Source organism: Paenibacillus sp. FSL H8-0259 (assembly GCF_037963255.1).
Lineage (GTDB): Bacteria > Bacillota > Bacilli > Paenibacillales > Paenibacillaceae > Paenibacillus_AQ > Paenibacillus_AQ phytohabitans.
Genome location: NZ_CP150147.1, coordinates 2,908,522 through 2,930,133, shown reverse-complemented (window position 1 = coordinate 2,930,133; position 21,612 = coordinate 2,908,522). Strand labels below are relative to the sequence as shown.

The window sequence follows — 21,612 nt, the reverse complement described above, 5'->3', positions numbered from 1 at the left end:
ACCCTCACCCCTTCATTCCCGGCTGAAACTGCAGGTAAGTCTTCTTCAGTTCATTGGCTACCCGGGTCAGGGAATAGAGGCTTTTGGCCTTATCCCAGGCCGAACGGGACAGCTCATAACGGTAGCCGGGATCACTGATCACTTTCTCAAGGGCATCTGCCAGTCCAAGCTCATCATCCGGATTCACCAGCAGCCCGTTGACGCCATCTTCAATCTGCTCGGGAATCCCGCCGACATTTGTCCCGACAAGTGCGAGGCAGCTGAGTGCAGCTTCCGCAAAGACTGAGCCGAATGCCTCCGCCCGCGAAGGGAGGACAAAAATATCAAAGAACGGCATGAATTCCTCCGGATGCAGCGTATAGCCGTAAAAGATCGTTTCATTATAAATCCCCAAATCCTGCGCCAGCTGCTCCAGCTCCGCCCGGCTCGGTCCGTCCCCGATAATATGCAGTACGTATTCATGACCCCGCTTTTTGAGCTCGGCACAAGCCTTGAACAGTGTATCTATCCCTTTGGCCGGTACCAGACGGGTAACAGTGACCAGCTGCGGAATATCATTGTCATGCGGCACAGGCTTGAATCTCTTCTCGTCGAACCCGTTGGGAATGACGCCGATGCTCGCAGGATGATCAATATAAGGAGTTAAATATTCGGCAAAAGCGCGCGAAACCGTCATCAGCCTGTCGCTGACATGCTCCAGCTCGCGGTAAATCGAGACCAGAAACTGATGCTCCAGGCCGCCCTCCTGGATGGCTCCATTCAGAATCAGCTCGCGTTCATAGCTGGAGTGCAGCGTTTGAATTAAAGGAATTTCCGGATATATTCTTTTCATCGCCAGCCCGGCAATCGGGTGATGGGCATGGATCAGATCATAGCTTTTGCTCATCCGCAGCTTCGTCCACCAAATATAATCGCGGTAGGTTTGGATATATTTTTGCACAACCGGACTTTCGCCATATTGCGTCCAGTCAAAGGTTTCAAAGACAATTTCTTCGCGTCCCTTGCCCCGGATCCGTTTGGGCAGCCAGAACAAATCCATCTCCCAGCGGCTGGACCGGAAGCGTTCCTGCAGATAAGGGATCATAGAAGATACACCACCGGGCTGCTCCGGCGGGAAGAATAGCGCTTGCAGCAAGTTCATAAGGTACATCTCCCTTTACAATTGCCCTGATTACGGTGAGACCCGGCAATTATGATATAGTTGTGTATATGTAGAAGTACAATTACAGGTACGCTAAGGTCCATACTTTGATTTTATCGGTATCTACCTGAAACAGCAACTAAGATGACAGCTTTACTTATCTTGGATTTTGACTAGAGGAGAATGAAGTATGAATGAAGAACGGCTGCCTGCCGCTTACACCGCTGACATTAGAGAGATGCTGGGGGATACGGCAGACGCTTTTCTGGAGAGCTATCATGCACGGCGGACCCAGGGTCTGCGGTTCAATGGTTTAAAAAGCATTTCAGATCCGGGCCGCGCCGCAGCGGAACAAGCAATATCCCAATTTAGCCTGACTCCGGTGCCATGGTGTCCGGCAGGATTTTATTATGAAGAGCCTGCACGGCCGGGGAGACATCCTTACCATACCGCCGGACTATATTATATTCAGGAGCCCTCGGCAATGTCCGCAGCTGAGCTGCTTGGACCGCTTCCCGGGGAAACTGTACTCGATCTGGCTGCCGCACCGGGAGGCAAAACCACCCATATTGCCGCGCTGATGCAGGGACAAGGCTTGCTGATATCCAATGAAATCCACCCGGAACGGGCCAAAATACTCGCAGAAAACGTAGAGCGGCTTGGGATAGCTAATGCGCTTGTCACCTCGGCCACCCCGGGGGAACTCTCCAAGCGGTTCCCTGAAGTTTTTGACCGGATTATGCTTGATGCCCCTTGCTCCGGTGAAGGAATGTTCCGCAAAGATCCCGCTGCCGTAAGCGAATGGTCACCGAAGCATGTGGAGATGTGTGTTGCCAGACAGTGGGATATATTGCAGGATGCCTACCTTATGCTTAAGCCGGGCGGCAGTATGGCTTATTCGACCTGCACCTTTAACCGCAAAGAAAACGAAGAGACGATCGAACACTTCATACAGAGCTATCCCGATATGGAGCTGATCGTTACGAAACGGCTCTGGCCTCATTTGGAAAAAGGTGAAGGGCATTTCGTAGCCCTGCTGCGCAAGGCAGCTGGAGAGGAAGATGCCGAACCTGCACAGCGCCAGGGCCGCAGCAAACGCGGAGACCGCGGCAAGAACAGTCCGAAAGTAAGCTCCTCGCTCCGGGATGCCTACCAGCAGTTTATAAGCTGGTCGTTGGTAGAACTGCCCGGGTTTGCCGGAAGCGGCGTACCGCTTCTCTTCGGTGAATCCCTGTATCTGCTGCCCGAAGCATTCAATGACCGGCTGCACACCGGCCTGCTCGACGGCCTTAAGGTTCCGCGTGCCGGACTGCATATTGCCCACTTGAAGAAAAACCGGATTGAACCCGCCCACGCTCTTGCCATGGCGCTGAGACCGGATCAGGCGGCGCGGAGCTATGATATGCCTGCCGGGGGTCCGGAAATCCAGGCCTGGCTGCGCGGAGAGAGTCTGCCCGTTCCGGCCAGCCTGCATGGCTGGACACTGGTCAGTGTGGATGGCTTGCCCGTAGGCTGGGGCAAAGCCAGCTCCGGCCAGCTGAAGAATCATCTGCCCAAGGGCCTGCGGATACTGAAAGCCCATATTGATGAGGTTTAGGCTGCTGACCAGTTCAGGGAGCCTCCTTACGCATATGATGTCATTATCCCATGGAGCTCCGCTGAACTACTAACGCGGCAATGGGAACAGACATGAGTCAAGGGAGGAATCAGACATGGGTGCAGTTCCAGGCTTCACATCGACCGGTGCGATTTTGGTGCTCTTCATATTGCTCGTTATCATTTCCCGTTCGTTGTTTGTCTAATTCCGCTTAAGCAGCATAGCGTATAGACACAAGCGGCCCGGCCGTTCCTTTCAGGAGCGGCAAGGCTGCTTTTTTGCGTTTTTTATTTGCACTTTTCATTTGCACTTTTTATTTGCGTTTTACATTTTCACTTTACATTTCCACTTTTTATTTGCGTATTTCTTTTTATCTGAACGGGGAACTCCACAAAAAAAGCACAGCACAGAGCCGCCAAGGCACTGAACCATGCTTTATGTGGTCTTCGTCTTCTGCAAGCTTCACTGATCCTGAATGCGACGAAGCAGCCCGGGTTGTGGGAATAGTTATGATTTTCAACACTTAATCATTCCGTCTCTGCTGCTTTGCCAATAATAAGTGGATTATCGTCACTAATTCCGCCCATATTCCCGATATTCTCCAGAGGGAGCGGAATTAAGTGTCTTTTTTCCAACTGCTGCCCTGTTTCCTGAGATTTCCGCATAATTAGATGACGTTTTTCCACTTAGTACACCGCCGGGGCCAATCAGGACAGAAGTCAGGAAGACAGGCAGTATTTCACCAGCGCATCGCGCACGCCATTGTCATTATTCGTTCCGGTAACCGCATCTGCTGCTGCTTTGACTTCAAGCGGTGAGTTGTCCATAGCAACACCCAGGCCGGCATACGTCAGCATAGAGATATCATTATAATAATTGCCGATCGACAGGACCTGCTCCTGGGGAATGCCCAGCTCTGCGGCCAGGTTCTTCAGGGCATTGCCTTTGGAGGCTTCCGGGTGCATGAAGTCCACGAAGAACTCTCCGCTGCGCAGAATGTTGTACTGCTCTCCCCAGGTAGACCATTCCCGCTGCGCTTCATCCAGAATATCAGACTGCGTGAACACGGTGAATTTCACAATCGGTTCGCGGAAATCCTCCCAGGCCGGCAGCGATGCAGGCATAATCCGGAAATGCTCATACATGAAGTTGGCTTCCTTGGTCAAGTTCTCGACATTATCGACATACATATCGAATGCAGTGTTAACATCGAAATGGATATCATGTTCGCGGCAATACGCGATATACGGATCGAGCCCCCTGGCATCCATTCCATATTGGTGTAGTACTTTGCGGTCCTTCACACTCACCGTCACCGCTCCGTTATGCCCCAGCACATACCCCGACAAGCCCATCTCTTCCATGAACGGAATCGAATTCTGCGGGCTGCGTCCTGTACACAATACGATCTGGCCGCCCTGGCGGGTAACCTCGGCAATGGCCGCTTTATTCTCGTCACTCAAGTGATGATCATCGTTCAGCAGCGTTCCATCCACATCAAGTGCTATCAGCTTGTATTTCATACTCCACCATCCTTATTTCTCTGTATAATCTGCTGCACATACTTTATATCAAAAGCTTACCTGTACCCCATCAGCTACGATTTCGTTTATATCAAAGGTTGTGTAAATCCTTCACCCGCGCAGCTGCCCAAAATCGGCTGAATAGTACGTGAGTCTCGTAGGTACGGTAAGCGAGCCATTGCATTGACCCGATTACGGCATTCAATATGCTTAATTGTACTTTGTACAACTAAAACGTCTGATTTACAACCAATACACTATTTAGTTGTATTTCGTACAATTAAACTGCCATTGCACCTTTGTTTTCACCCATTTAGGCAGATTTAGTTGTACAGAATACACTTATAAGACGCAAGCATCCCTTTTCGCTGTTTTTAATTGTACATTATACAACTATCTCTGAATCTTCATTAGGACTGAACACATCACTAGCAGCATTGTTGAATACACTCACTTTTCAGTTCTGAAGTTGCACTAGCTAGTATCTGCTACGGTCCGGCGTACAGTCATTTCAGCTATACTGCATGCAAGCCCAAGCCCCGGCGGTCCGCCGAAGTTGTATTAGCCTTCCACCATTTAGGATCTGGCAATCTGCCAGGTCCGCTCTTCATTTGCTGGATATGGCGCTGCATCACTTTACCCGCCTGCTTATTCCTCCGCCCCGCCCCGGCGCAGCAGCTCCAGCTCTTCAGCAGTCAGCTCCCGGCATGCGCCAAGCGGCAGGCTCTCATCCAGCTTCAGCTCCCCCATCGATACGCGCTTCAGGAAGACAACCTTCTTCCCGACCGCCACGAACATCCGCTTCACCTGGTGGAATTTGCCTTCCGTGATCGTGAGCGAGATATACGACAGCACCTTGCTGCCTCTTTCTCTGCTCAGAATCCTCAGGCTTGCCGGAAGTGTCACATACCCATCCTCCAGCTCCACACCGGCTGCAAAAGCGGCCACATCCGCCGCATCGACCTCACCTTCGACCGTAGCTTCGTAGGTTTTGGGTACATGCTTGCGCGGGGACAGCAGCTCATGAGCCAGCTTGCCGTCATTGGTGAGCAGCAACAAACCCACGGTATCCTTATCCAGCCGCCCCACCGGGAACGGCTCGAACAGCGCATACTCAGCTTTAAGCAGATCCAGAACAGTACGATCGCGTTTGTCCTCAGTCGCGGACAGGACGCCCGGCGGTTTGTTCATCATCAGATAGATATATTCACGGTAGAGAACCGGCTCACCGCCAACCTCGATCACATCCTGCCCGGGGTCTACATGAAAGCCGCTGTCTTTGACTACAGCGCCATTCACCGTAATCAGCCCCTGCTTCGCCTGCTTGCGGATATCGCTGCGTGAGCCAATGCCCATATGGGACAATACTTTATCAATCCGCTGCTTCTTATTCGTATTTCCTGCTCCACTCATAATCTATGTCCACCTCCAGCCAGCGGGATATTCGTTCTTGAGCATACCGTCCTGCCATTTGCCCCAGCCTGCGCTGAAGCCGTCAATGCAGACGAGCATGTAACCCTTGGAGGCATGACCGGCCTTAATGGACAGACGTTCCTCCGGAATCGACAAGGTCTCTCCCTTCAGGTAGGAGACAGCTTCACCGCTTGCACTGGACAGCGACACACTTCGGCTGCTCTCCGCAGGATGCAAGGCTGTTGCCAGCGGATGCCCGGGAATGAACCGGCCGCTCTTCATATGTCCGACATACCAGCCCGGACGGATCGTCTTCAGTCCGTCCAGCGCTTCACGCGGCAGCGGCGAGATATACAAGTGATCTCCGAACCATACCGGATATCCGGCGGGCAGCTTCCCAAGCAGCTCCTGAATAAAACCAGCATACACCGCAAGCGATGCTTCTTCTCCGGTTCCCTGGACCTGCCGTCCGGCAGCAGCTCCAGTTTTGCCAGGCCCCCGTCCGCCCTTACCTCCACGCCCGTTCTCAGCTTTGCCTGCCGAAGCTTTGGCAGGGGAAGCGGACCTTGTATCCCGGTTACGCGGAGAAACGGATACGGTCGCCTCTTTGAAGTCTGCCCTTGCTTCTATGAGGTCTGTCTTTGCTTCTATGAAGTCTGCTCTCGCCTCTATATCTGCCACTCCAGCTATATCAGGACTTCCGTCATGCCGCAGCACGGCCATGAAGTGTCCTTCGCCCTTGACCTTATGCGGCCACAGCCGCGCAGCTCCCGGCAATGGACCTAATCCGGCAGCAAAAGAACCGCTGCCGCCCACCGGTACGAGCGAGAACTGCGGATGACCGGATAAGAAACCGTCAATCATCTCTTCGTTCTCTTCCAAGGCGAACGTACATGTCGAGTATACGACCGTTCCGCCCGGCTTCAGCGCTGCCGCTGCCGCCGCAAGGATCTCCCGCTGCATACCCGCATATTTGGCCGGAGTTTCCGGTTCCCACTGCTTGACCATATCCTCGTCCTTGCGGAACATGCCCTCACCGGAGCAAGGCGCGTCAATCAGTATCCGGTCGAAGAACCCGGGGAATGCGGCTGCAATCCGCTCCGGGCTCTCATTCAGTACAATTCCGTTACGCACGCCGTACAGCTCCAGATTCTTGGCAAGTGCCTTCGTCCGTTCCGGATGCAGGTCGTTGGTAACCAGCAGACCTTCGCCTTGCAGCTTGGCGGCAATCTGCGTGGATTTGCCGCCGGGCGCGGCACACAGATCCAGTACCCGGTCACCCGGCTGAACGCCAAGCAATTCGACCGGTGCCATGGCACTGGGCTCCTGGATATAGTATAACCCGGCATGATAATACGGGTGTTTGCCGGGTCTGGCTCCCTCTCCGGTATAGAAACCGGTAGGGCACCAGGGAATAGGCTCCAGCCCGAAAGGGGATCGTCCGCGCAGCTCGTCCACAGTAATTTTCAGCGTATTTACGCGGATTCCTCCGTAGGGGGACTGCTTATATGTATCCACAAATTGATCGTATTCAGTTCCCAGCAATTCTTTCATGCGCTCCATGAAAAGCCCGGGCAGTTGTGCCGCCATGATGCCGTCCTCCTGCTCAAATAATCAAGGAACACCCCTGCGGGTGCTCCTAATGTTGCCTTGCTATATTCAATCCGCTCTATGCCTGGGTCTATCCGGCCGCTGCGGCCCCCGCCGCTGGGGAAGCTGCGGCTTAAGAGACTGCGCAGTCATTCCCGCCGCTTCTTCCAGCACAGGGTCAACAATACGGATCGTCAGGTCATAATAGGGAAACGGCTGCTCTTCATAAGCTTCAAGCCGGGCGGCATACTCTCCCACTTCCTGCACGAGCTTCGCCAGATCAATCCCCAAGGTAACCGCCGGATATCCACGCAGTACTTCATAGGACTGCCTCAGCATGATCCGTCCGCCGCGCACATTGGCGTTGCGGAAATGATACAGCCCGACCGCTACCTGCAGCAATGCTTTGTAGAGCGGGTCGCGCTGCTGTTCCAGCCATAGCTCCTCAAGCACCTCATGACATTCGAAGTAATCCCTGTCCCGGTTGAAATAGATCAGATACTCCAGGTACAGCGGCTCATAGGCCATCCGGCTGGCTGCCCTTCTTGGCATTCGAGAGCAGCTCCCGCACATGATCCAGCAGCTCCCGCATAGCGTCCATATCCTGCACCTGCCAGATGGCATTGAACCGCTCCTGGCACTCAATCGCTTCATTCACGAGGTGATAGAAATACAGCTGATGGATGGCTTTGAGCAGTTGAGTCGTCGTATTCGAGTTCTCCTCGAAGGTCTTCTGGGCTTCCAGAATCTCTTCACGGATACTGGACATCTCGCTGTCCAGGATCGATGCCGCTTCCGCTGCCGTCTTCAGGCGGACGCGCATTTCATCCGGCAGGCTCTCGCGGTATTTATAATTCAGCGAATGCTCAATGGTTGCCCAGAAATTCATCGCCAGCGTGCGGATCTGGATTTCGGCCAGTACAATCTTTTGTCCAAGTGCAGTCTGTACCGGGTATCTGATGATCATATGGAAGCTGCGGTATCCGCTTTCCTTGTAGTTGGTGATGTAATCCTTCTCATATAACACTTCAAGGTCCTTGCGGGCGCGGATGTACTCCGCCACTCTGCGGATATCCTCGACGAATTGGCACATAATGCGAATGCCGGCGATATCCTCAATGCCCGTTTCCAGATCCTCCATCTTCACGTTTAACCGCTTAGCCTTTTCGAGTATGCTCGACAGCCGTTTGACACGTCCGGTTACGAACTCAATCGGTGTATATTCTTCTCTTTTCTTGAGTTCCGAGCGCATTGTTTTAAATTTAACCTTCAATTCCTCCACAGTCTGTTCATATGGAAGTAGAAAAGTTCCCCAGTCCCTGACGTCCATCGCCTTGTCCTCCTGTCCATTCATCCTTCAGTGATGATCAGCGCCCACCGCTTCTAGGAGCCCGCGGAAACCGTCCCGCCGCAGCAGCTGCCGTAATCCGGCATGCACTTTGCGGTTAACCTCCGGTCCTTCATAGATGAGTGCTGTATAAATTTCGACCAGGCTTGCGCCTGCCCGGATTTTGTCATAAGCATCCTGGGCTGTAAAAATCCCGCCCGAGCCGATAATCGGCAGCTTGCCGCCGGTCTGGCTGTAGATTCTGCGGATAATCTCTGTGGAGCGGTCACGCAGCGGCTGGCCGCTGAGTCCTCCCGTTTCACCGGCTTTGTCACTCTTCAGCCCTTCACGGACGAGTGTCGTATTGGTGGCAATCACGCCGTCCATTCCAGCCTCTGTGATTGTATGTACCATATATTCCAGCTCGGCGTCGCTGACATCGGGAGCGATCTTCACCAGCAGCCCTTTGGCTTCCCCGGTCTTCACCCGCTGCAGCTCCATTTCCTCCTTCACCTGGCTAAGCAGGTTCGAGAGCTCACTGCCGTGCTGTAGACTCCGGAGATCCGGCGTATTCGGCGAGCTGATATTGACCACAAAAAAATCACCGTACGGATATAGCGTACGGATACACTGGCGGTAATCCTCATGCGCCAATTCATTCGGGGTGGCCTTGTTGCGCCCGATATTGACCGCTACCGGAATCCTGCGCTTCTTCATCCCCTTCAGACGTTCAGCCATTGCCGCTGCGCCTTCATTGTTGAAGCCCATCCGGTTAATCAGCGCCTTGTCGGGCAATAGGCGGAATAACCGGGGGCTGTCATTGCCCGGCTGGCCCAGCGGCGTCACTGTGCCCACTTCCATAAATCCGAAGCCGATTGAAGAGAAGCCTCCTACCGCTTCAGCATTCTTATCCAGTCCTGCAGCTAAGCCTACCGGTGTGGGGAAATGCACGCCAAACAGATCCACTGCCAGATCAGCAGTCTCAGGAACACCGTACATGAGGCGCATCGCCGCACTTCCGCCGGGAACTAAATTCGCTTTATTTAGTCCGCCTATGACGAGATGGTGCGCCTTCTCCGGGTCCATTTTAAAGAAAATTGGTTTACCAAAATGTCGATACAGCACCGTTCTCGCTCCTTCAAGGGAACCACAAATCGCAGGGCGACTCCCGTATCTATAGGTTTCTTCTTAATTTTATCCGTTTCCGGGTGAAAAGAAAAGTTTTTTGCCGCAGCGATTGTTCCAGCCTGTCCCTCAGAGTATAGTAATTTTCTTGTAAACGCATTACAATGTAAGGGTAATCACAGATAAAGAGAGAAAGAAGGATGACAATATGTCAACTAAACGCAAACCTCCTACACTGCAGCAGAAAAAAGAAGAGGTTAACCGCAAGGCAATCCTATGGATCAGTGCAAGTCTGGTACTGCTGGTTCTTCTCATTGTCGTTTTGTTTCTCGTAGCAGGGAACTAATTCAACCAATGGTAGACCTTATGGGGGTTGGTCTGATTTGGGGGCGCATCCGAAGGGAACCGGTCCTCCGGCACGACTAGCTCCTCAGGCAGAACCCCTTTACTAATCTGCACTTTCGTGCCCATCGGCACCATCGCGAACAGCTCCTCCACATCCTTCCGGCTCATCCGGATACAGCCCAGTGATTCATCCTTCCCGATGCTTTCCGGTTCATTCGTGCCGTGTATCGCATAATTACTGTCCGAGAGCTGCATGCCCCGGCTGCCGAATTCACCGTTATCACGTCCATTCGGATTGACCACTTTATCCCGGATCACGAAGCTACCCTCAGGCGTCTTCTCCCCGCCCAATCCGACTGCATAGTTCCGCAGAATAATATTGCCGCTGGTTACTGCCAGACGGTGTTTTTGTTTATCCACAATAATTGTGAGCGGTGCTGTAAAAAAGGGCATATCTGCCCCGCCGGCTCCGCTGCCCGCCTCGGTACTGCCCCCGCTTGTCTGACCTTGCCCCGGTGAACCGGCGGCCGGTGTTACGGCAGGTTGCGGAGAGGGGCTTGGCACTGCAGCAAGTCCCGCTGCTGCCCCGCGGAGCGGACTGAACTCTTCCTTCATGAGCGGTGTCGTGCCGCCCAGCCAGTTGGCCGGAAAAGGCTTCACCAGTTCCTGCAGTGAACCGGGAAGGGCTCCTTTGCCCGTCTTATAGGCCCGCATGGCACTCCAGAGCACGGCAAGCTCCTCCTGCTTCTCCTGCCACAGCCCCGCCTGCTTCTTGATTTCCGCCGGATCAGGCGGCTGGCAGTCACAGACAACCGGATTATAGGACTGGTACACTACGCGTCCGTCCCCGCTCTTGGCAAGCGTAGCCGCCAGCGGAAGCTTCTTCTTCCATACCAGCCACTTGCCCGCCCGCTCCATGCTTAGCATCGCCGTGGCGGAAGGCGTTTGTGCCTTCTGCAGGATACCCGCCAGTCCCTGGCCGCCGGAAACGGCATCTGCCCCTACAGCGGTGAAGGACAGGCTTGGCTGAACTGCCGGGGTCTCTTCTTCATCTGATGCCGGCAGCTCAGCCAGGGCAACAGCCGCATTCTCCCCGTCCGGTGCTTCAGAGCTTTCCTGGCTTACCCCCGGTGCCACTGCAGCCGGGATCAGCAACAGCAGCAGAAGCATCAAGGCCAGCAGCACACGGCGTTTCCGCAGCCTGCCTGCCTGGCGTTCCCGGGCGGATTGCAGCAGCCCATCCTCATATTGCTTCAGCATATCGGCCGGCACCTTGCTGTGCTCAAAAGCTTCATACACTTCGCCGGCCTGGTTGAAGCAGTAATTGGCTTTTCCCTGCTGACCGTTCTTATAGTATTCCTTACCGAGCAAGTACCATGCCATCTTGTTATCAGGATGCATCTGCACATATGCTTTAAGATGCTGCGAATTTTTCACATTGGCCTCCGGGAATCTATGATTCAACTTAGTTTCTTTATATTTTATATCGGTCAGGACATTAAAAAAAGACATCTCAAGCCGCATTTATCACGGTCAGGAGATGCCTTTATGTTAATGTAAGGATCAAATACGAGTATCACCCTATATCTGATCCTTACATTAGGTACTGATGAATTGAAGTCCGGACTTAGCCTTCTTTGTTGAACGGCGCATCCGCAATCTTAATGGAGTCTGTTGGACATCCGTCAGCGGAATCCTGCAGGTCATCGAACAAGTCGTCCGGAATCACTACATTCCCGTGGTTACCGTCATTCTCGTAGATCACTTCTGCCAAACCTTCGTCATCGTAATCAAAAATATCAGGGGCCGTCGCGCCACAAGCACCACAAGCGATGCATGTATCTTTTTCGACCCAAGTGTACTTAGCCATTTTATCTCTGCCTCCCGTTAAACAATACAGCCTGCAGTAGCAGCCTGTTATTTTTCTCATATTAATATAAATAGGATACAATTTCAATGAATTTTCAATGTGTTTACAGTATTGCCCTATTAACCGGCCGCATCATGCTGCTATTCCGGGCCAATATCTCAGTCGGTATCCCGGTCCGCGCCGCTAAGATTGTCCTTCTGAAGTGAAGTCCCCCGCTCCTTGTGATTACGCAGCCGCGCCGAGTGGCTGTCGGTGAGCATCCCTGCTGTCAGCACCGCATTCTCGCCGAACTTGTTGCGCAGCATATCCATCGCCTTATTCAGCGATTCCTTCTTCGGCTGCCGTTCGTAATCGAACAAGTCCAGCTGAATGGCGGAATCCTCCTTGAGCGTCAGCCCCTGAAGGGTCACCCCCAGCAGCCGTACCGGCTTGTCGCCCTTCCAGTGGCGCGCGAACTGATCCAGGGCAGCCTTATAGATGTCTTCAGCGCTCTCTGTAGGTGCCTCCAGCTGGCGCGAACGGGTAATCGTCTTCATATCCGGTGTACGGATCGTTAGCTGCACTCCCGCAGCGACCAGACCCTGCTTCCGCAGCCGCCGCGCCACCTGATCGCTGAGATTCAGCAGGATTGGACGCGCCTCCGCCAGCCCCACCACATCCCGCGGCAGCGTAGTCGTGTGGCCGATGGACTTGCTCTGTTCCCGCTCAGGGTTCACTACCCCGTGATCGATCCCGTTGCCGGCCCGCTTCAGCCACGAGCCCATCACGCCAAAATGTCCGACCAGCATCGCCTCATCCGCTGCCGCCAGCTGTCCAATGCTGTAGATGCCCAGCTTCTTCAGCTTCTCGGCCGTCTTGCTGCCGATTCCGAACATCTCGTTGCAGGGTTTGTTCCATAGAATGGACGGCACATCGCGCAGCCGCAGCACGGATATGCCATTCGGCTTTTTGAGATCAGAGGCAATCTTCGCCAGCAGTTTATTGGGGGCAATCCCTATGGAGCAGGGCAGACCCAGCTCTTCCATAATACGCCGCTGCAGCGCCTCGGCAATCTGCGGAGGGGTCCCGAATTGGCGCGAACCGGTAATATCCAGATAACATTCGTCTATCGATACCGCTTCAAGCAGCGGAGTATAGCTGTAGGCAATATGCATAAATGCATTCGAGTACTTGCGGTATAAATGAAAGTCCGGCTTAATAAGGATTAAGGATGGACAGATTCGCAGCGCCTTCTGCACCTGCATCCCGGTTGAGATGCCCAGCCTGCGTGCGGCGTAGGAGCAAGTGACGATAATCCCCCGTCTGGACTCCACACTCCCGGCAACGGCCGTCGCTTTACCTTTATACTGCTCCGGATCCTCCGCCTCATGCACCGAGCAGTAAAAGGCATTCATATCCACATGTAGAATAACCCTGCCGCTTGCCGGATAATACTGATCCACATTCTGCATGGTATCGACCTTCTTATCTTCAGGGTTCCATTGTTATTGTCAGCATACCTCTTCACCTAGCGGGAGGTCAACTTGCAGAAGAGCCTCATGTGGCGTTTAAGTGAAAAGTTCTTTGTTACTTTCCCGCGTAAAAATGCTATAATATAAAAATTAATTTCATATATGTGTATGCTAACTACAACTACAACTTAAGCTAATGCTTCCGAGGCCAGTTTTGCACGAAGCGGTTTCAAGGAAGTTATGCCAAACAACACTTTTAGGAGGACACTCATGTCTAAGTCTATCTCCATCTTCGATACTACCCTGCGCGACGGCACTCAAGGCGAAGGGATCAGTCTGTCGGCGGATGACAAGCTGAAGATTGCCCGGAAACTCGACGATCTGGGTGTCCATTATATTGAAGGCGGCAATCCGGGAAGCAACAATAAAGACATCGAATTTTTCAAAAGAGTCCAGGAGCTCCACCTGAATGCCAAAATCACGGCATTCGGCAGCACCCGGCGCAAGAATTCGGTAGCGGAGCACGACGACGGGCTGCAAAGAATGATTGATGCCGGCGTTCCGGCAGCGACCCTGGTCGGGAAGTCCTGGGACTTCCACGTTCATACTGCGCTGCAGACTACCCTTGAAGAGAACCTTGCCATGATCGGCGACTCCATCTCCTACCTGAAACGTCAGGGACTGGAGGTCATTTTCGATGCGGAGCATTTCTTCGACGGGTATAAGAACAATCCCGAATATGCTTCTGCCGTACTCGCCCGTGCCCGCGAAGCCGGAGCCGACTGGCTTGTAATGTGCGATACCAACGGCGGAACCCTGCCGCATGAAATTCAGGAGATGGTCTCCGGCATGGGCATCCAGCTTCCGGGTGCTGCTCTGGGCATTCATACACACAACGATTGCGAGCTTGCGGTAGCTAACACTTTAAGCGCAATCGGTGCGGGTGTACGTCAGGTCCAGGGAACCATCAACGGCTACGGCGAACGCTGCGGTAACGCCAATCTGTGCTCCATCATTCCAACCCTGCAGCTGAAGATGGGGTATCACTGTATCCCGGGAGACTCGTTACCCCAATTAACCAACACCGCCCGGTTCATCAGCGAAGTCGCCAACGTGAACATGCCGGTAAACCAGCCTTATGTCGGAACCGCGGCTTTTGCCCATAAGGGCGGCATTCATGTCTCGGCCATTCTGCGCGATTCGCGCACCTATGAGCATATCGCTCCCGAGCTGGTCGGCAACAAACAGCGTGTGCTTGTCTCTGAACTCGCAGGACAAAGCAATGTGCTGTCCAAAGCCCAGGAGATGGGGCTCAGTCTCGATCCAAGCAGCGAACAGGCCCGCAAGGTTATTGATAAGATCAAGGACCTGGAGCATCAGGGGTATCAGTTCGAAGGGGCGGATGCCTCGCTTGAACTGCTGCTCCGGGAAGCTACCGGGGAGATGAACGAGCTGTTCACCTTCGAGTCGTTCAAGATGCTGGTAGAGAAAACTGCCGGCCGCCCCGTCGTCTCTGAAGCCTTCGTCAAACTGAAGGTCGGCGGCGAGAACCTGTATACTGCCGCAGAAGGCAATGGTCCGGTCAATGCGCTGGATAACGCGCTGCGCAAGGCGCTGCAGACGTATTTCCCGCAGCTTAAGGATATGCACCTCTCCGACTATAAGGTCCGGGTGCTTGACGAGCAGGACCAGACCGCAGCGAAGGTTCGCGTACTCATTGAATCCAAAGACTACGGAGACACCTGGAGCACAGTAGGCGTATCCAGCAACGTGATTGAAGCAAGCTGGGAGGCACTGGTCGATTCTATGCGCTATGCCCTGCTCGGACAGATTTCGCTGGATCATGGCACCCAGGCCAGCAGTGAGCCGAGAGGCTTAGTCAATCACTAACTGCCTTTATCCATAGGTTGTTCAAAATCAAAAGCCCTCCGGTGCGGAAGTACATCCGCACCGGAGGGCTTTGCAGCACCTTGCCGCCGGCCTCGTCAGGAGCCGGTTAAGGCGATAATCTTCTGCTCCAATTCCTCAGCGGTCAGGACACCCAGAATGATCTCGCTAATTACACCCTTCTTGTCAATTAGTACATTGGTCGGGAATACGGCTCCATTATATTTATCGAAGATCTGGCCTTTCAGATCATACATCACCGGAAAAGCCAGCATGTACTTTTTGACAAACCGTTCTGCGTTCGGTTTATAATCCTGGCTGGTAACATTGATGCCGTAAATATCCAGCACATCGCTGTATTTCATTGCCAGCTTGTTCAGCTCCGGAGCTTCCTGCTGACAGGGATCACACCAGGAGGCCCAGAAATTCAGCATTACCGCTTTCTCCCTGGCTCCCCCGACTTCATACCGTTTGTCGCCTTCCTGCAGCATGAATGAAGGAGCTCTCAAGCCTGCGGAAGCACCTGTCTCCGGCTCCGCCTGCTGTTGAAGGACCGCGACCGCTTTCGGTTCAGCCTTGCTTCTATGCTCTATGGCAAGAACGGCCAGAAAAACAATCAGGGCCAGAACAGTCAAATTCCGTTTATGGACTGCTTTCATAGGAGTCAGTTCCTTTGCTTAGAGGATTTTCCTCTATTGTACCCCCACCTGCTGCAGTTTCAAACGTTATTTGCAATAAAAAAAGAGGATTCCGTCAAAGACGAAATCCCATGAAGAGAGAGGGGTGAAGATATGACAGCGAGCCAGGGAATCCCCCAGTCGATCAGACTGAGCTCTTCCGTACAGCATATGCTGGGGAAGCATCTGCTATCCTGTTATCCGCAGGAAGCCTGCGGAATCCTGCTGGGAGCTGCCGCAGCGGGCGGCATGTGTATCGACAACTATGTGCCGGTACGCAACGTAGCGCCTGACCCGCTGCATTCTTTCGTACCTGATCCCGGAGAGTGGATCAGAGCCGTATACCGTGAACCCGCACCTGTCGGATTCTTCCACTCCCATCCGCATGCTGCGCCCTGGCCTTCTCTTGCCGATCTGAACGGCCTGTCTTCGCTGGGGCCTGAGTTCAAGGTATACCTGATCGGCTCTCCGGGAACCGGCCATACCGGTACTCCGCTGCTGAACGGCTTCCTAATACAGCGTACGGACAGCAATGGCTCTGCACAGACACCTGCCTTACAGCATGTGCCCTTAAGTCCTGCTTAGATAAGCGTACAGATCGCCCAGTGTCTCCACCTGGTTCTTCTGGGAAATCTGCCGGAGATACGCTACCCATAATTTCGCCGTCATTTTGGCATCCTCCAGCGCATGATGACGGCCTTCAATCGGGATCTCGTGGATGGCCAGCAGCTCATCCAGCGTGTAATTACTACGGTGCGGCTCCAGCCAGCGGGCCAGCATCATCGTATCCAGTACCCGGTGGGTCAGCTGGACCTTGGAGGTTTTCCATAAGGCGGCATTCAGAAAAGATTTATCATGTGCACTTCCATGCGCTACCAGTACTCTCTGGCCTACAAAGGACATGAAATTGTGCAGTCCGTCCATCAAAGACGGGGCACTGGATGTCATTTCCTCTGAGATCCCGGTCAGCCTGGTAATATTATCAGGAATAGCTGTCCCGCAATTCACGAGCGTATAGAAACATTCGTCTTCCTTGATCTCTTCCCCTACCACACGGATCGCCCCGAAGGACATAATTTCATCCCCGCCCTGATGGGAGAAGCCGGTAGTCTCAAGATCAAATATAACGGTCTCCAGCTCAGAGAGCGGCGTGTGCAGCACTTCCGGACGCCGTTTTTCGCGCATAAGAGAACGGATAAAAGCCATCTGCTGTGCGGTTTGCTGCGCCGATTCTCCGCCTCTCATGGAAGCGATGGCGGATGGCATTCCGCCTTGTCTCAGGTTATTCCAGAACCCTCCGCCTTTGTTCGGCTCCTTCATGGCTGTCTCCTTTCCGCGGACCGGAGCTGACGCTGCAGGGCCTTGTGCAGGCGCCTGACCAGCAGCAGACTTTCCCGCAGCTCACTTCTGAGCTGCTTATTCTTCAAATCATTCTCGGCATAGTAATCACTGCTTGCTAGCAAACCGTCCTCCACCGTATAAGGCGTATTCACACGCATCTTCAAGGCAGTCAGAAATGCCCGCCGGATCTCTTCAAGATGCTGGTATTTGTCCAGTCCAGCCAAATGCTCAAGCCTCTTCAGCGTCGAAGAATCCTCTATCCCGTGCAGCAGCGACAAATGCCTGACAATATTGACAAGCGGGATATAAAGCCCGTATTTGACATCAAAACCGCCGGCATAATCGCCAAACCGTTCCGTGAGCACCTGTCCAAGCAGATTAAGCGTTGCTTTATGACGCACGGTATTGCGCAGCACAGCCATCGCCAGTTTGTGATTGTCTGCAAAACCGGCATGAAAAGCTTCCTTCCACCTCGCGGACAATTCTACGCTGCCGGCCACATGGCGCATATCAGAAGCTATGATCAGGTAACGGACAGGCTCCCATTCCAGCTGCTCCATCCATCCCGCCAGCTGATGCTCCCATTCAGGCAGTGTTTTACGCCACAAAGGCTCTGAGCACATCACCTTGCCATCGCATTTCTCGTATCCTGTAGTTTCAAGCACATCGGACAACATGGCTCCAAAGGCTTCGAAATAGCTTTTCTTGAGCCCATCCAGCTCTCCTTCTACAATCAAACCATTATCCTGATCACTCCACAGCGTAGCTTCCTGTCTGCCTGCACTGCCGAATACAATAAAGGAATAGGCGCAGGGAGGCAGGCCATAGCCCGCCTCCTTCATCTGCGCCTCACATATGTGTACCGCGGTTCTTGCAATCTGATCATGCATTGCATTCACCCGGCACATCCATTCCTCAACCGGAATAACGTTTAATTGCTCCAGAAGTACTTTTTGACAAGCGGTACGCCTGGCCTTAAGCTCCTGCGGCGAACCGGCCGTTACGATGGACAAGTATCTTTCATCTTCGTTCCAGTCTGCTGTCTCCATCGAAGCCACTCGGTCCGCCTCCCTATTGAGTAGAAGATATAATTATTTCAAGGGTTTGGATTCCGATTCTGTAATCAGTTTCATTTGTTCAGGATAACCGTAAGTACCATGCTCACTGATATCCAGACCCATCAATTCTTCTTCTTCCGTTACACGAAGTCCGATAACCATCTTCATCACGTAGAGGATAATGAAGGACATCACCGCTACGAAAGCAAAGGTTCCGATGACACCAAGCGCCTGTACTCCCAGCTGATGTGCCCCGCCGCCGTAGAACAAACCGGCTTTACCGACACCAACAGTTTCAACAAGCTCAGGTGTTGCGAACAAGCCTGTAGAAATGGCTCCCCACATCCCTGCAATACCGTGAACGGAGAAGGCGTAGATCGGATCGTCGAGACCTGCACGTTCCAGCCACTGTGATGTCATGAACGTGAATGCACCAGCGATAAATCCAATAAGAATTGCTGCCCAAGGTTCTACAAATGCACAGGCACCAGTGATAGCAACGAGTGCAGCCAGAACACCATTCAGCATTGCCGGAATATCCGACTTGCCGAAGTACAGCCAAGAAGCAATCAGTGCCGCCAGACCGCCTGCCGCAGCAGCCAGGTTCGTTGTCAGTGCCACGTGGCCGAAGAATCCGCCCATCGGGGACAATGCACTACCCGGGTTGAAGCCAAACCAGCCGAACCAGAGAATGATAACGCCGAGTACTGTGAATACCTGGTTGTGACCAGGAATGATAACCGGTTTACCTTCTTTATTGAACTTGCCCAGACGGGGTTTAAGGAGGATTGTAGCCACAACAGCTGCAGTTGCACCTGTAAGATGGACAACTGTGGAACCTGCATAGTCCTGCATGCCCAGCTCAGCCAGCCAGCCGCCGCCCCATACCCAGTGAGCTACAACCGGGTAGATCACTACTGAGAAAAGAATTCCGAAGATGATGTATACGCTCAGCTTCGCACGTTCCGCCATACCACCGGATACGATCGCCAGAGAAACCGCTGCGAAAGCCATTTGGAACAGGAATTTAACATTTAGAGTGACATCGGAGAATAACAGGGATTCGAACGAGGAAGCCGTTGTATCTCCACCGTAGAAGAATCCTGTAGTACCGAAGAAGCTATTGCCGTTACCGAAGCCAAGACCAAAGCCCAGAGCCCAGAAACACAAGCTTGCAATGGCCAGTGTCAATACCGTCTTACCGGCAACGTGGCCGGCATTCTTCATCCGGACCGAACCTGCTTCAAGCATTGCAAAACCAGCTTGCATAAAGAATACAAGGATAAATGCCAGGAACGTAAACGCAGTGTCAAGTCCGATTTGCAGATCCGGTGTTGCCGGACCCTCAGCTGCAAATGCGCTGACCGGATAGATCATCAGTGTAACCATGGCCAGGAACATCATCAACATCTTTTTTTTCATACTTTACCCCACTCCCCAATGTTATATTTTCTAACAAAGCGTGAAACTCTTAATGTCATTATAATCAGAAGTCAGGGAAATTGACAAGACTATTTTTTTGAATGTTTTAATTTATTATCGGAAGCTCACGATTTATTCACCGTATGACAATTCCCCCGCCAGATCGCAGATAATCCGCAGAAACCGCCAACTTCCATACCAGTCAAGGATGCAAGCGCATACACTTCGTGTAGGATTCTAGATCTTTCATTATGTATTTTTATTAACATCAGTTAGTAAACATACCATTTCATGCCGGATTTTGCCTGACATCACCCTTGTTTATCTTCAATATAAAATATGTTTAACCGCTTTTCCTAAGCGGCTGAGTATAATATCCGGGATATTTTGGGTTCTTAAGTCTATACATCACATGTCGTGTTATATATTAATCTTGCCTTCCCTGTCTGAATCCCCACCATTATGGAAATCTGTGCTCCCGCACTCCGCAAAGAAGGTATCCCTCATATAAATAAACAGCGAATCTTTCAGAAATTACAGCATATACTTTAAGTAAGTGTGACGTTTGACTGTATGGTTTGCGATTTGGTATCATTAATTATAAGAATAATAAATGAAGCAGAGCACATAGCTGTATTACAGCCTGCCGCTTCGAACGAGGTGAGATGACTTGGAGATATGACCCTTTACCGGATTGGTGAGCTGGCCAAGGCGGCCGGCACAAGTGAACGTACCATTGATTATTATACGAAGCTCGGACTTATTACACCCGGATCAAGAAGCATGAAGAACTACCGGCTGTACAGTCATGAAACCTTGATCAATTTACAACGTATTAATCAGCTAAAGCAGGAGAAATATACATTGGAAGAAATCAAATCCCTGATGGGCAAATGGAACGCAGCTACACCGGAAGCCGAGGTCTCGGGCAAACTGGTTCAGCTTGAGATTCAGATGCAGCAGCTTGAGCGCGAGGTCAAGGCTCTTGAACCGGTAATTAGCGGTTTGAAGCCCGGACAGGCCAACCGGGCATTAGCAGCATTAATTCCGCAAGGTGTTGCCTGCATGGAAGCGATCCGGCTTCTGCTGACGCAGGGGCCGCCAATGTAACAGCTTGTAACTTAAAGTGGAGGAATGAGACATATGATGCCCCTAATGTATCTATTATTAATTATCGCTTTTATCTTCTCCGTGTGGGCGCAGTTCAGGGTCAAGGGTAATTTCAAGAAATGGGCCAAGGTGCCCAACATGAATGGATTGACCGGATATGAAGCCGCACGCCGCATGCTCGACGCCAACGGATTATACGATGTACCCATTGAACCGGTACGGGGCACCCTCTCCGACCACTACGACCCTATCAACCGTGTTGTCCGGCTGTCTGAGCCCGTATATTATGAAAGCTCCATCGCAGCGGTTTCTGTCGCCTGTCACGAGATTGGCCATGCGATTCAGCATAAGGAACATTATCCGATGCTGACACTCCGCCACCGGATGTTCCCGGTTGTTAACTTCGCATCAGGTGTTGCACCCTTTATGCTGCTGGCCGGTTTTATTTTCAGCTCATTGAATCTTATTGGCCTGGGGATCATTTTCTTCTCGGCCGCAGTAGCTTTCCAGCTTGTCACGCTGCCTGTTGAGTTCAATGCCAGCAGCCGGGCACGCCAGATCATGGTCCAGCAAGGCTTCATCCGCAATGAAGAGGAACGCGGGGTCGCCAAGGTCCTGAATGCCGCAGCACTCACGTACGTGGCAGCAGCATTAGTCTCGCTGCTTGAGCTTATCCGGCTGATCCTCATGTTCCTGGGGAACCGCGACTAAGAGCAGACCCTTAGATAATTACAA

Annotated in this window: 22 protein-coding genes; 7 read left to right on the top strand and 15 right to left on the bottom strand. The window is 52.6% G+C overall.

From position 1 onward, the window contains the following. Positions 1–4: 4 nt before the first annotated feature. Entirely contained in the window at positions 5–1,141 is a 1,137-nt protein-coding gene (locus NSU01_RS12305; RefSeq protein ID WP_039299792.1) for a glycosyltransferase family 4 protein, read from the bottom strand. A gap of 190 nt (positions 1,142–1,331) precedes the next feature. Between NSU01_RS12305 and NSU01_RS12300 the strand changes: the two genes are divergently transcribed. Both NSU01_RS12300 and NSU01_RS12295 read left to right on the top strand, forming a co-directional pair. After that, positions 1,332–2,738 carry an RsmF rRNA methyltransferase first C-terminal domain-containing protein gene (locus NSU01_RS12300; RefSeq protein WP_076244246.1) on the top strand — a complete coding sequence of 469 codons (1,407 nt, stop codon included), beginning with the start codon at positions 1,332–1,334 and terminating at the stop codon, positions 2,736–2,738. Positions 2,739–2,853: 115 nt separating this feature from the next. Next, on the top strand, positions 2,854–2,943 hold the full coding sequence (locus NSU01_RS12295) for a sporulation protein YjcZ (protein WP_197073075.1): 90 nt from the start codon (positions 2,854–2,856) through the stop codon (positions 2,941–2,943). A 322-nt stretch (positions 2,944–3,265) separates the two neighbouring features. On the opposite strand, the gene NSU01_RS12290 is transcribed toward NSU01_RS12295, so the two are convergent. The 7 genes from NSU01_RS12290 to NSU01_RS12260 form a co-directional block, all read right to left on the bottom strand. Beyond that, complete coding sequence (locus NSU01_RS12290; RefSeq protein WP_156118593.1) at positions 3,266–3,424, bottom strand: hypothetical protein; 159 nt, start codon at positions 3,422–3,424, stop codon at positions 3,266–3,268. Between the two features lie 33 nt (positions 3,425–3,457). Continuing rightward, positions 3,458–4,261, bottom strand: coding sequence for a Cof-type HAD-IIB family hydrolase (locus NSU01_RS12285; RefSeq protein WP_042135759.1), 804 nt, complete (start codon positions 4,259–4,261; stop codon positions 3,458–3,460). Positions 4,262–4,909: 648 nt separating this feature from the next. Then, positions 4,910–5,674 carry a pseudouridine synthase gene (locus tag NSU01_RS12280; protein ID WP_042135757.1) on the bottom strand — a complete coding sequence of 255 codons (765 nt, stop codon included), beginning with the start codon at positions 5,672–5,674 and terminating at the stop codon, positions 4,910–4,912. A gap of 3 nt (positions 5,675–5,677) precedes the next feature. Further along, the gene (locus tag NSU01_RS12275; protein WP_076244244.1) at positions 5,678–7,264 is read right to left on the bottom strand and encodes an RsmB/NOP family class I SAM-dependent RNA methyltransferase; all 1,587 of its coding nucleotides are present in this window, start codon (positions 7,262–7,264) and stop codon (positions 5,678–5,680) included. Between the two features lie 69 nt (positions 7,265–7,333). Further along, on the bottom strand, positions 7,334–7,816 hold the full coding sequence (locus NSU01_RS12270) for a DUF309 domain-containing protein (RefSeq protein WP_305954205.1): 483 nt from the start codon (positions 7,814–7,816) through the stop codon (positions 7,334–7,336). Further along, positions 7,782–8,594, bottom strand: a complete 813-nt coding sequence (locus NSU01_RS12265) for a GTP pyrophosphokinase family protein (protein WP_039299775.1) — start codon at positions 8,592–8,594, stop codon at positions 7,782–7,784. Before NSU01_RS12265 ends, NSU01_RS12270 begins: the two co-directional genes overlap by 35 nt. A gap of 27 nt (positions 8,595–8,621) precedes the next feature. Then, positions 8,622–9,716 (bottom strand): quinone-dependent dihydroorotate dehydrogenase, encoded by a 1,095-nt coding sequence (locus NSU01_RS12260; protein ID WP_042135749.1) that lies wholly within the window; start codon positions 9,714–9,716, stop codon positions 8,622–8,624. 208 nt (positions 9,717–9,924) lie between these two features. On the opposite strand from NSU01_RS12260, the gene NSU01_RS12255 reads away from it, so the two are divergent. Then, positions 9,925–10,062 carry a hypothetical protein gene (locus NSU01_RS12255; protein ID WP_171718430.1) on the top strand — a complete coding sequence of 46 codons (138 nt, stop codon included), beginning with the start codon at positions 9,925–9,927 and terminating at the stop codon, positions 10,060–10,062. On the opposite strand, the gene NSU01_RS12250 is transcribed toward NSU01_RS12255, so the two are convergent. The 3 genes from NSU01_RS12250 to NSU01_RS12240 all read right to left on the bottom strand — a co-directional run bounded on the left by NSU01_RS12250 (position 10,059) and on the right by NSU01_RS12240 (position 13,382). Beyond that, positions 10,059–11,498: a L,D-transpeptidase gene (locus tag NSU01_RS12250; RefSeq protein ID WP_076244407.1), complete on the bottom strand. Its 1,440-nt coding sequence runs from the start codon at positions 11,496–11,498 to the stop codon at positions 10,059–10,061. The two genes, NSU01_RS12255 and NSU01_RS12250, sit on opposite strands and share 4 nt — an antisense overlap. Before the next feature lie 190 nt (positions 11,499–11,688). Continuing rightward, positions 11,689–11,931, bottom strand: coding sequence for a ferredoxin (locus NSU01_RS12245; protein WP_036702186.1), 243 nt, complete (start codon positions 11,929–11,931; stop codon positions 11,689–11,691). A gap of 158 nt (positions 11,932–12,089) precedes the next feature. Then, positions 12,090–13,382: a DNA polymerase IV gene (locus NSU01_RS12240; RefSeq protein ID WP_076244242.1), complete on the bottom strand. Its 1,293-nt coding sequence runs from the start codon at positions 13,380–13,382 to the stop codon at positions 12,090–12,092. 270 nt (positions 13,383–13,652) lie between these two features. Between NSU01_RS12240 and cimA the strand changes: the two genes are divergently transcribed. After that, complete coding sequence (cimA, locus tag NSU01_RS12235; protein ID WP_076244239.1) at positions 13,653–15,272, top strand: citramalate synthase; 1,620 nt, start codon at positions 13,653–13,655, stop codon at positions 15,270–15,272. A 95-nt stretch (positions 15,273–15,367) separates the two neighbouring features. On the opposite strand, the gene NSU01_RS12230 is transcribed toward cimA, so the two are convergent. Beyond that, positions 15,368–15,928, bottom strand: a complete 561-nt coding sequence (locus tag NSU01_RS12230; protein ID WP_042135743.1) for a TlpA disulfide reductase family protein — start codon at positions 15,926–15,928, stop codon at positions 15,368–15,370. 132 nt (positions 15,929–16,060) lie between these two features. On the opposite strand from NSU01_RS12230, the gene NSU01_RS12225 reads away from it, so the two are divergent. Beyond that, the gene (locus tag NSU01_RS12225) at positions 16,061–16,531 is read left to right on the top strand and encodes a M67 family metallopeptidase (protein WP_052421788.1); all 471 of its coding nucleotides are present in this window, start codon (positions 16,061–16,063) and stop codon (positions 16,529–16,531) included. Here NSU01_RS12225 and NSU01_RS12220 read toward each other — a convergent pair. Genes NSU01_RS12220 through NSU01_RS12210 form a run of 3 tightly spaced genes read right to left on the bottom strand, consistent with a single transcriptional unit; the run spans position 16,517 to position 19,767 of the window. Next, the gene (locus NSU01_RS12220) at positions 16,517–17,266 is read right to left on the bottom strand and encodes an exonuclease domain-containing protein (RefSeq protein WP_042135741.1); all 750 of its coding nucleotides are present in this window, start codon (positions 17,264–17,266) and stop codon (positions 16,517–16,519) included. The two genes, NSU01_RS12225 and NSU01_RS12220, sit on opposite strands and share 15 nt — an antisense overlap. Beyond that, positions 17,263–18,336: a DUF294 nucleotidyltransferase-like domain-containing protein gene (locus tag NSU01_RS12215; protein ID WP_042141006.1), complete on the bottom strand. Its 1,074-nt coding sequence runs from the start codon at positions 18,334–18,336 to the stop codon at positions 17,263–17,265. Before NSU01_RS12215 ends, NSU01_RS12220 begins: the two co-directional genes overlap by 4 nt. A 42-nt stretch (positions 18,337–18,378) precedes the next feature. Continuing rightward, positions 18,379–19,767 (bottom strand): ammonium transporter, encoded by a 1,389-nt coding sequence (locus NSU01_RS12210; protein WP_042135739.1) that lies wholly within the window; start codon positions 19,765–19,767, stop codon positions 18,379–18,381. 678 nt (positions 19,768–20,445) lie between these two features. Here NSU01_RS12210 and NSU01_RS12205 point away from each other — a divergent pair. Both NSU01_RS12205 and NSU01_RS12200 read left to right on the top strand, forming a co-directional pair. Then, positions 20,446–20,877, top strand: coding sequence for a MerR family transcriptional regulator (locus tag NSU01_RS12205; RefSeq protein ID WP_076244237.1), 432 nt, complete (start codon positions 20,446–20,448; stop codon positions 20,875–20,877). Positions 20,878–20,913: 36 nt separating this feature from the next. Next, complete coding sequence (locus NSU01_RS12200) at positions 20,914–21,588, top strand: zinc metallopeptidase (protein ID WP_039299808.1); 675 nt, start codon at positions 20,914–20,916, stop codon at positions 21,586–21,588. Positions 21,589–21,612 lie beyond the last annotated feature (24 nt).

Bases quoted from the DNA above. Each gene is read 5' to 3' on its own strand.
- NSU01_RS12305 (WP_039299792.1), bottom strand. From the start codon at position 1,141: ATGAACTTGCTGCAAGCGCTATTCTTCCCGCCGGAGCAGCCCGGTGGT.
- NSU01_RS12300 (WP_076244246.1), top strand. From the start codon at position 1,332: ATGAATGAAGAACGGCTGCCTGCCGCTTACACCGCTGACATTAGAGAG.
- NSU01_RS12295 (WP_197073075.1), top strand. From the start codon at position 2,854: ATGGGTGCAGTTCCAGGCTTCACATCGACCGGTGCGATTTTGGTGCTC.
- NSU01_RS12285 (WP_042135759.1), bottom strand. From the start codon at position 4,261: ATGAAATACAAGCTGATAGCACTTGATGTGGATGGAACGCTGCTGAAC.
- NSU01_RS12280 (WP_042135757.1), bottom strand. From the start codon at position 5,674: ATGAGTGGAGCAGGAAATACGAATAAGAAGCAGCGGATTGATAAAGTA.
- NSU01_RS12275 (WP_076244244.1), bottom strand. From the start codon at position 7,264: ATGGCGGCACAACTGCCCGGGCTTTTCATGGAGCGCATGAAAGAATTG.
- NSU01_RS12270 (WP_305954205.1), bottom strand. From the start codon at position 7,816: ATGCCAAGAAGGGCAGCCAGCCGGATGGCCTATGAGCCGCTGTACCTG.
- NSU01_RS12265 (WP_039299775.1), bottom strand. From the start codon at position 8,594: ATGGACGTCAGGGACTGGGGAACTTTTCTACTTCCATATGAACAGACT.
- NSU01_RS12255 (WP_171718430.1), top strand. From the start codon at position 9,925: ATGTCAACTAAACGCAAACCTCCTACACTGCAGCAGAAAAAAGAAGAG.
- NSU01_RS12245 (WP_036702186.1), bottom strand. From the start codon at position 11,931: ATGGCTAAGTACACTTGGGTCGAAAAAGATACATGCATCGCTTGTGGT.
- NSU01_RS12240 (WP_076244242.1), bottom strand. From the start codon at position 13,382: ATGCAGAATGTGGATCAGTATTATCCGGCAAGCGGCAGGGTTATTCTA.
- cimA (WP_076244239.1), top strand. From the start codon at position 13,653: ATGTCTAAGTCTATCTCCATCTTCGATACTACCCTGCGCGACGGCACT.
- NSU01_RS12230 (WP_042135743.1), bottom strand. From the start codon at position 15,928: ATGAAAGCAGTCCATAAACGGAATTTGACTGTTCTGGCCCTGATTGTT.
- NSU01_RS12225 (WP_052421788.1), top strand. From the start codon at position 16,061: ATGACAGCGAGCCAGGGAATCCCCCAGTCGATCAGACTGAGCTCTTCC.
- NSU01_RS12220 (WP_042135741.1), bottom strand. From the start codon at position 17,266: ATGAAGGAGCCGAACAAAGGCGGAGGGTTCTGGAATAACCTGAGACAA.
- NSU01_RS12215 (WP_042141006.1), bottom strand. From the start codon at position 18,336: ATGGAGACAGCAGACTGGAACGAAGATGAAAGATACTTGTCCATCGTA.
- NSU01_RS12210 (WP_042135739.1), bottom strand. From the start codon at position 19,767: ATGAAAAAAAAGATGTTGATGATGTTCCTGGCCATGGTTACACTGATG.
- NSU01_RS12205 (WP_076244237.1), top strand. From the start codon at position 20,446: ATGACCCTTTACCGGATTGGTGAGCTGGCCAAGGCGGCCGGCACAAGT.
- NSU01_RS12200 (WP_039299808.1), top strand. From the start codon at position 20,914: ATGCCCCTAATGTATCTATTATTAATTATCGCTTTTATCTTCTCCGTG.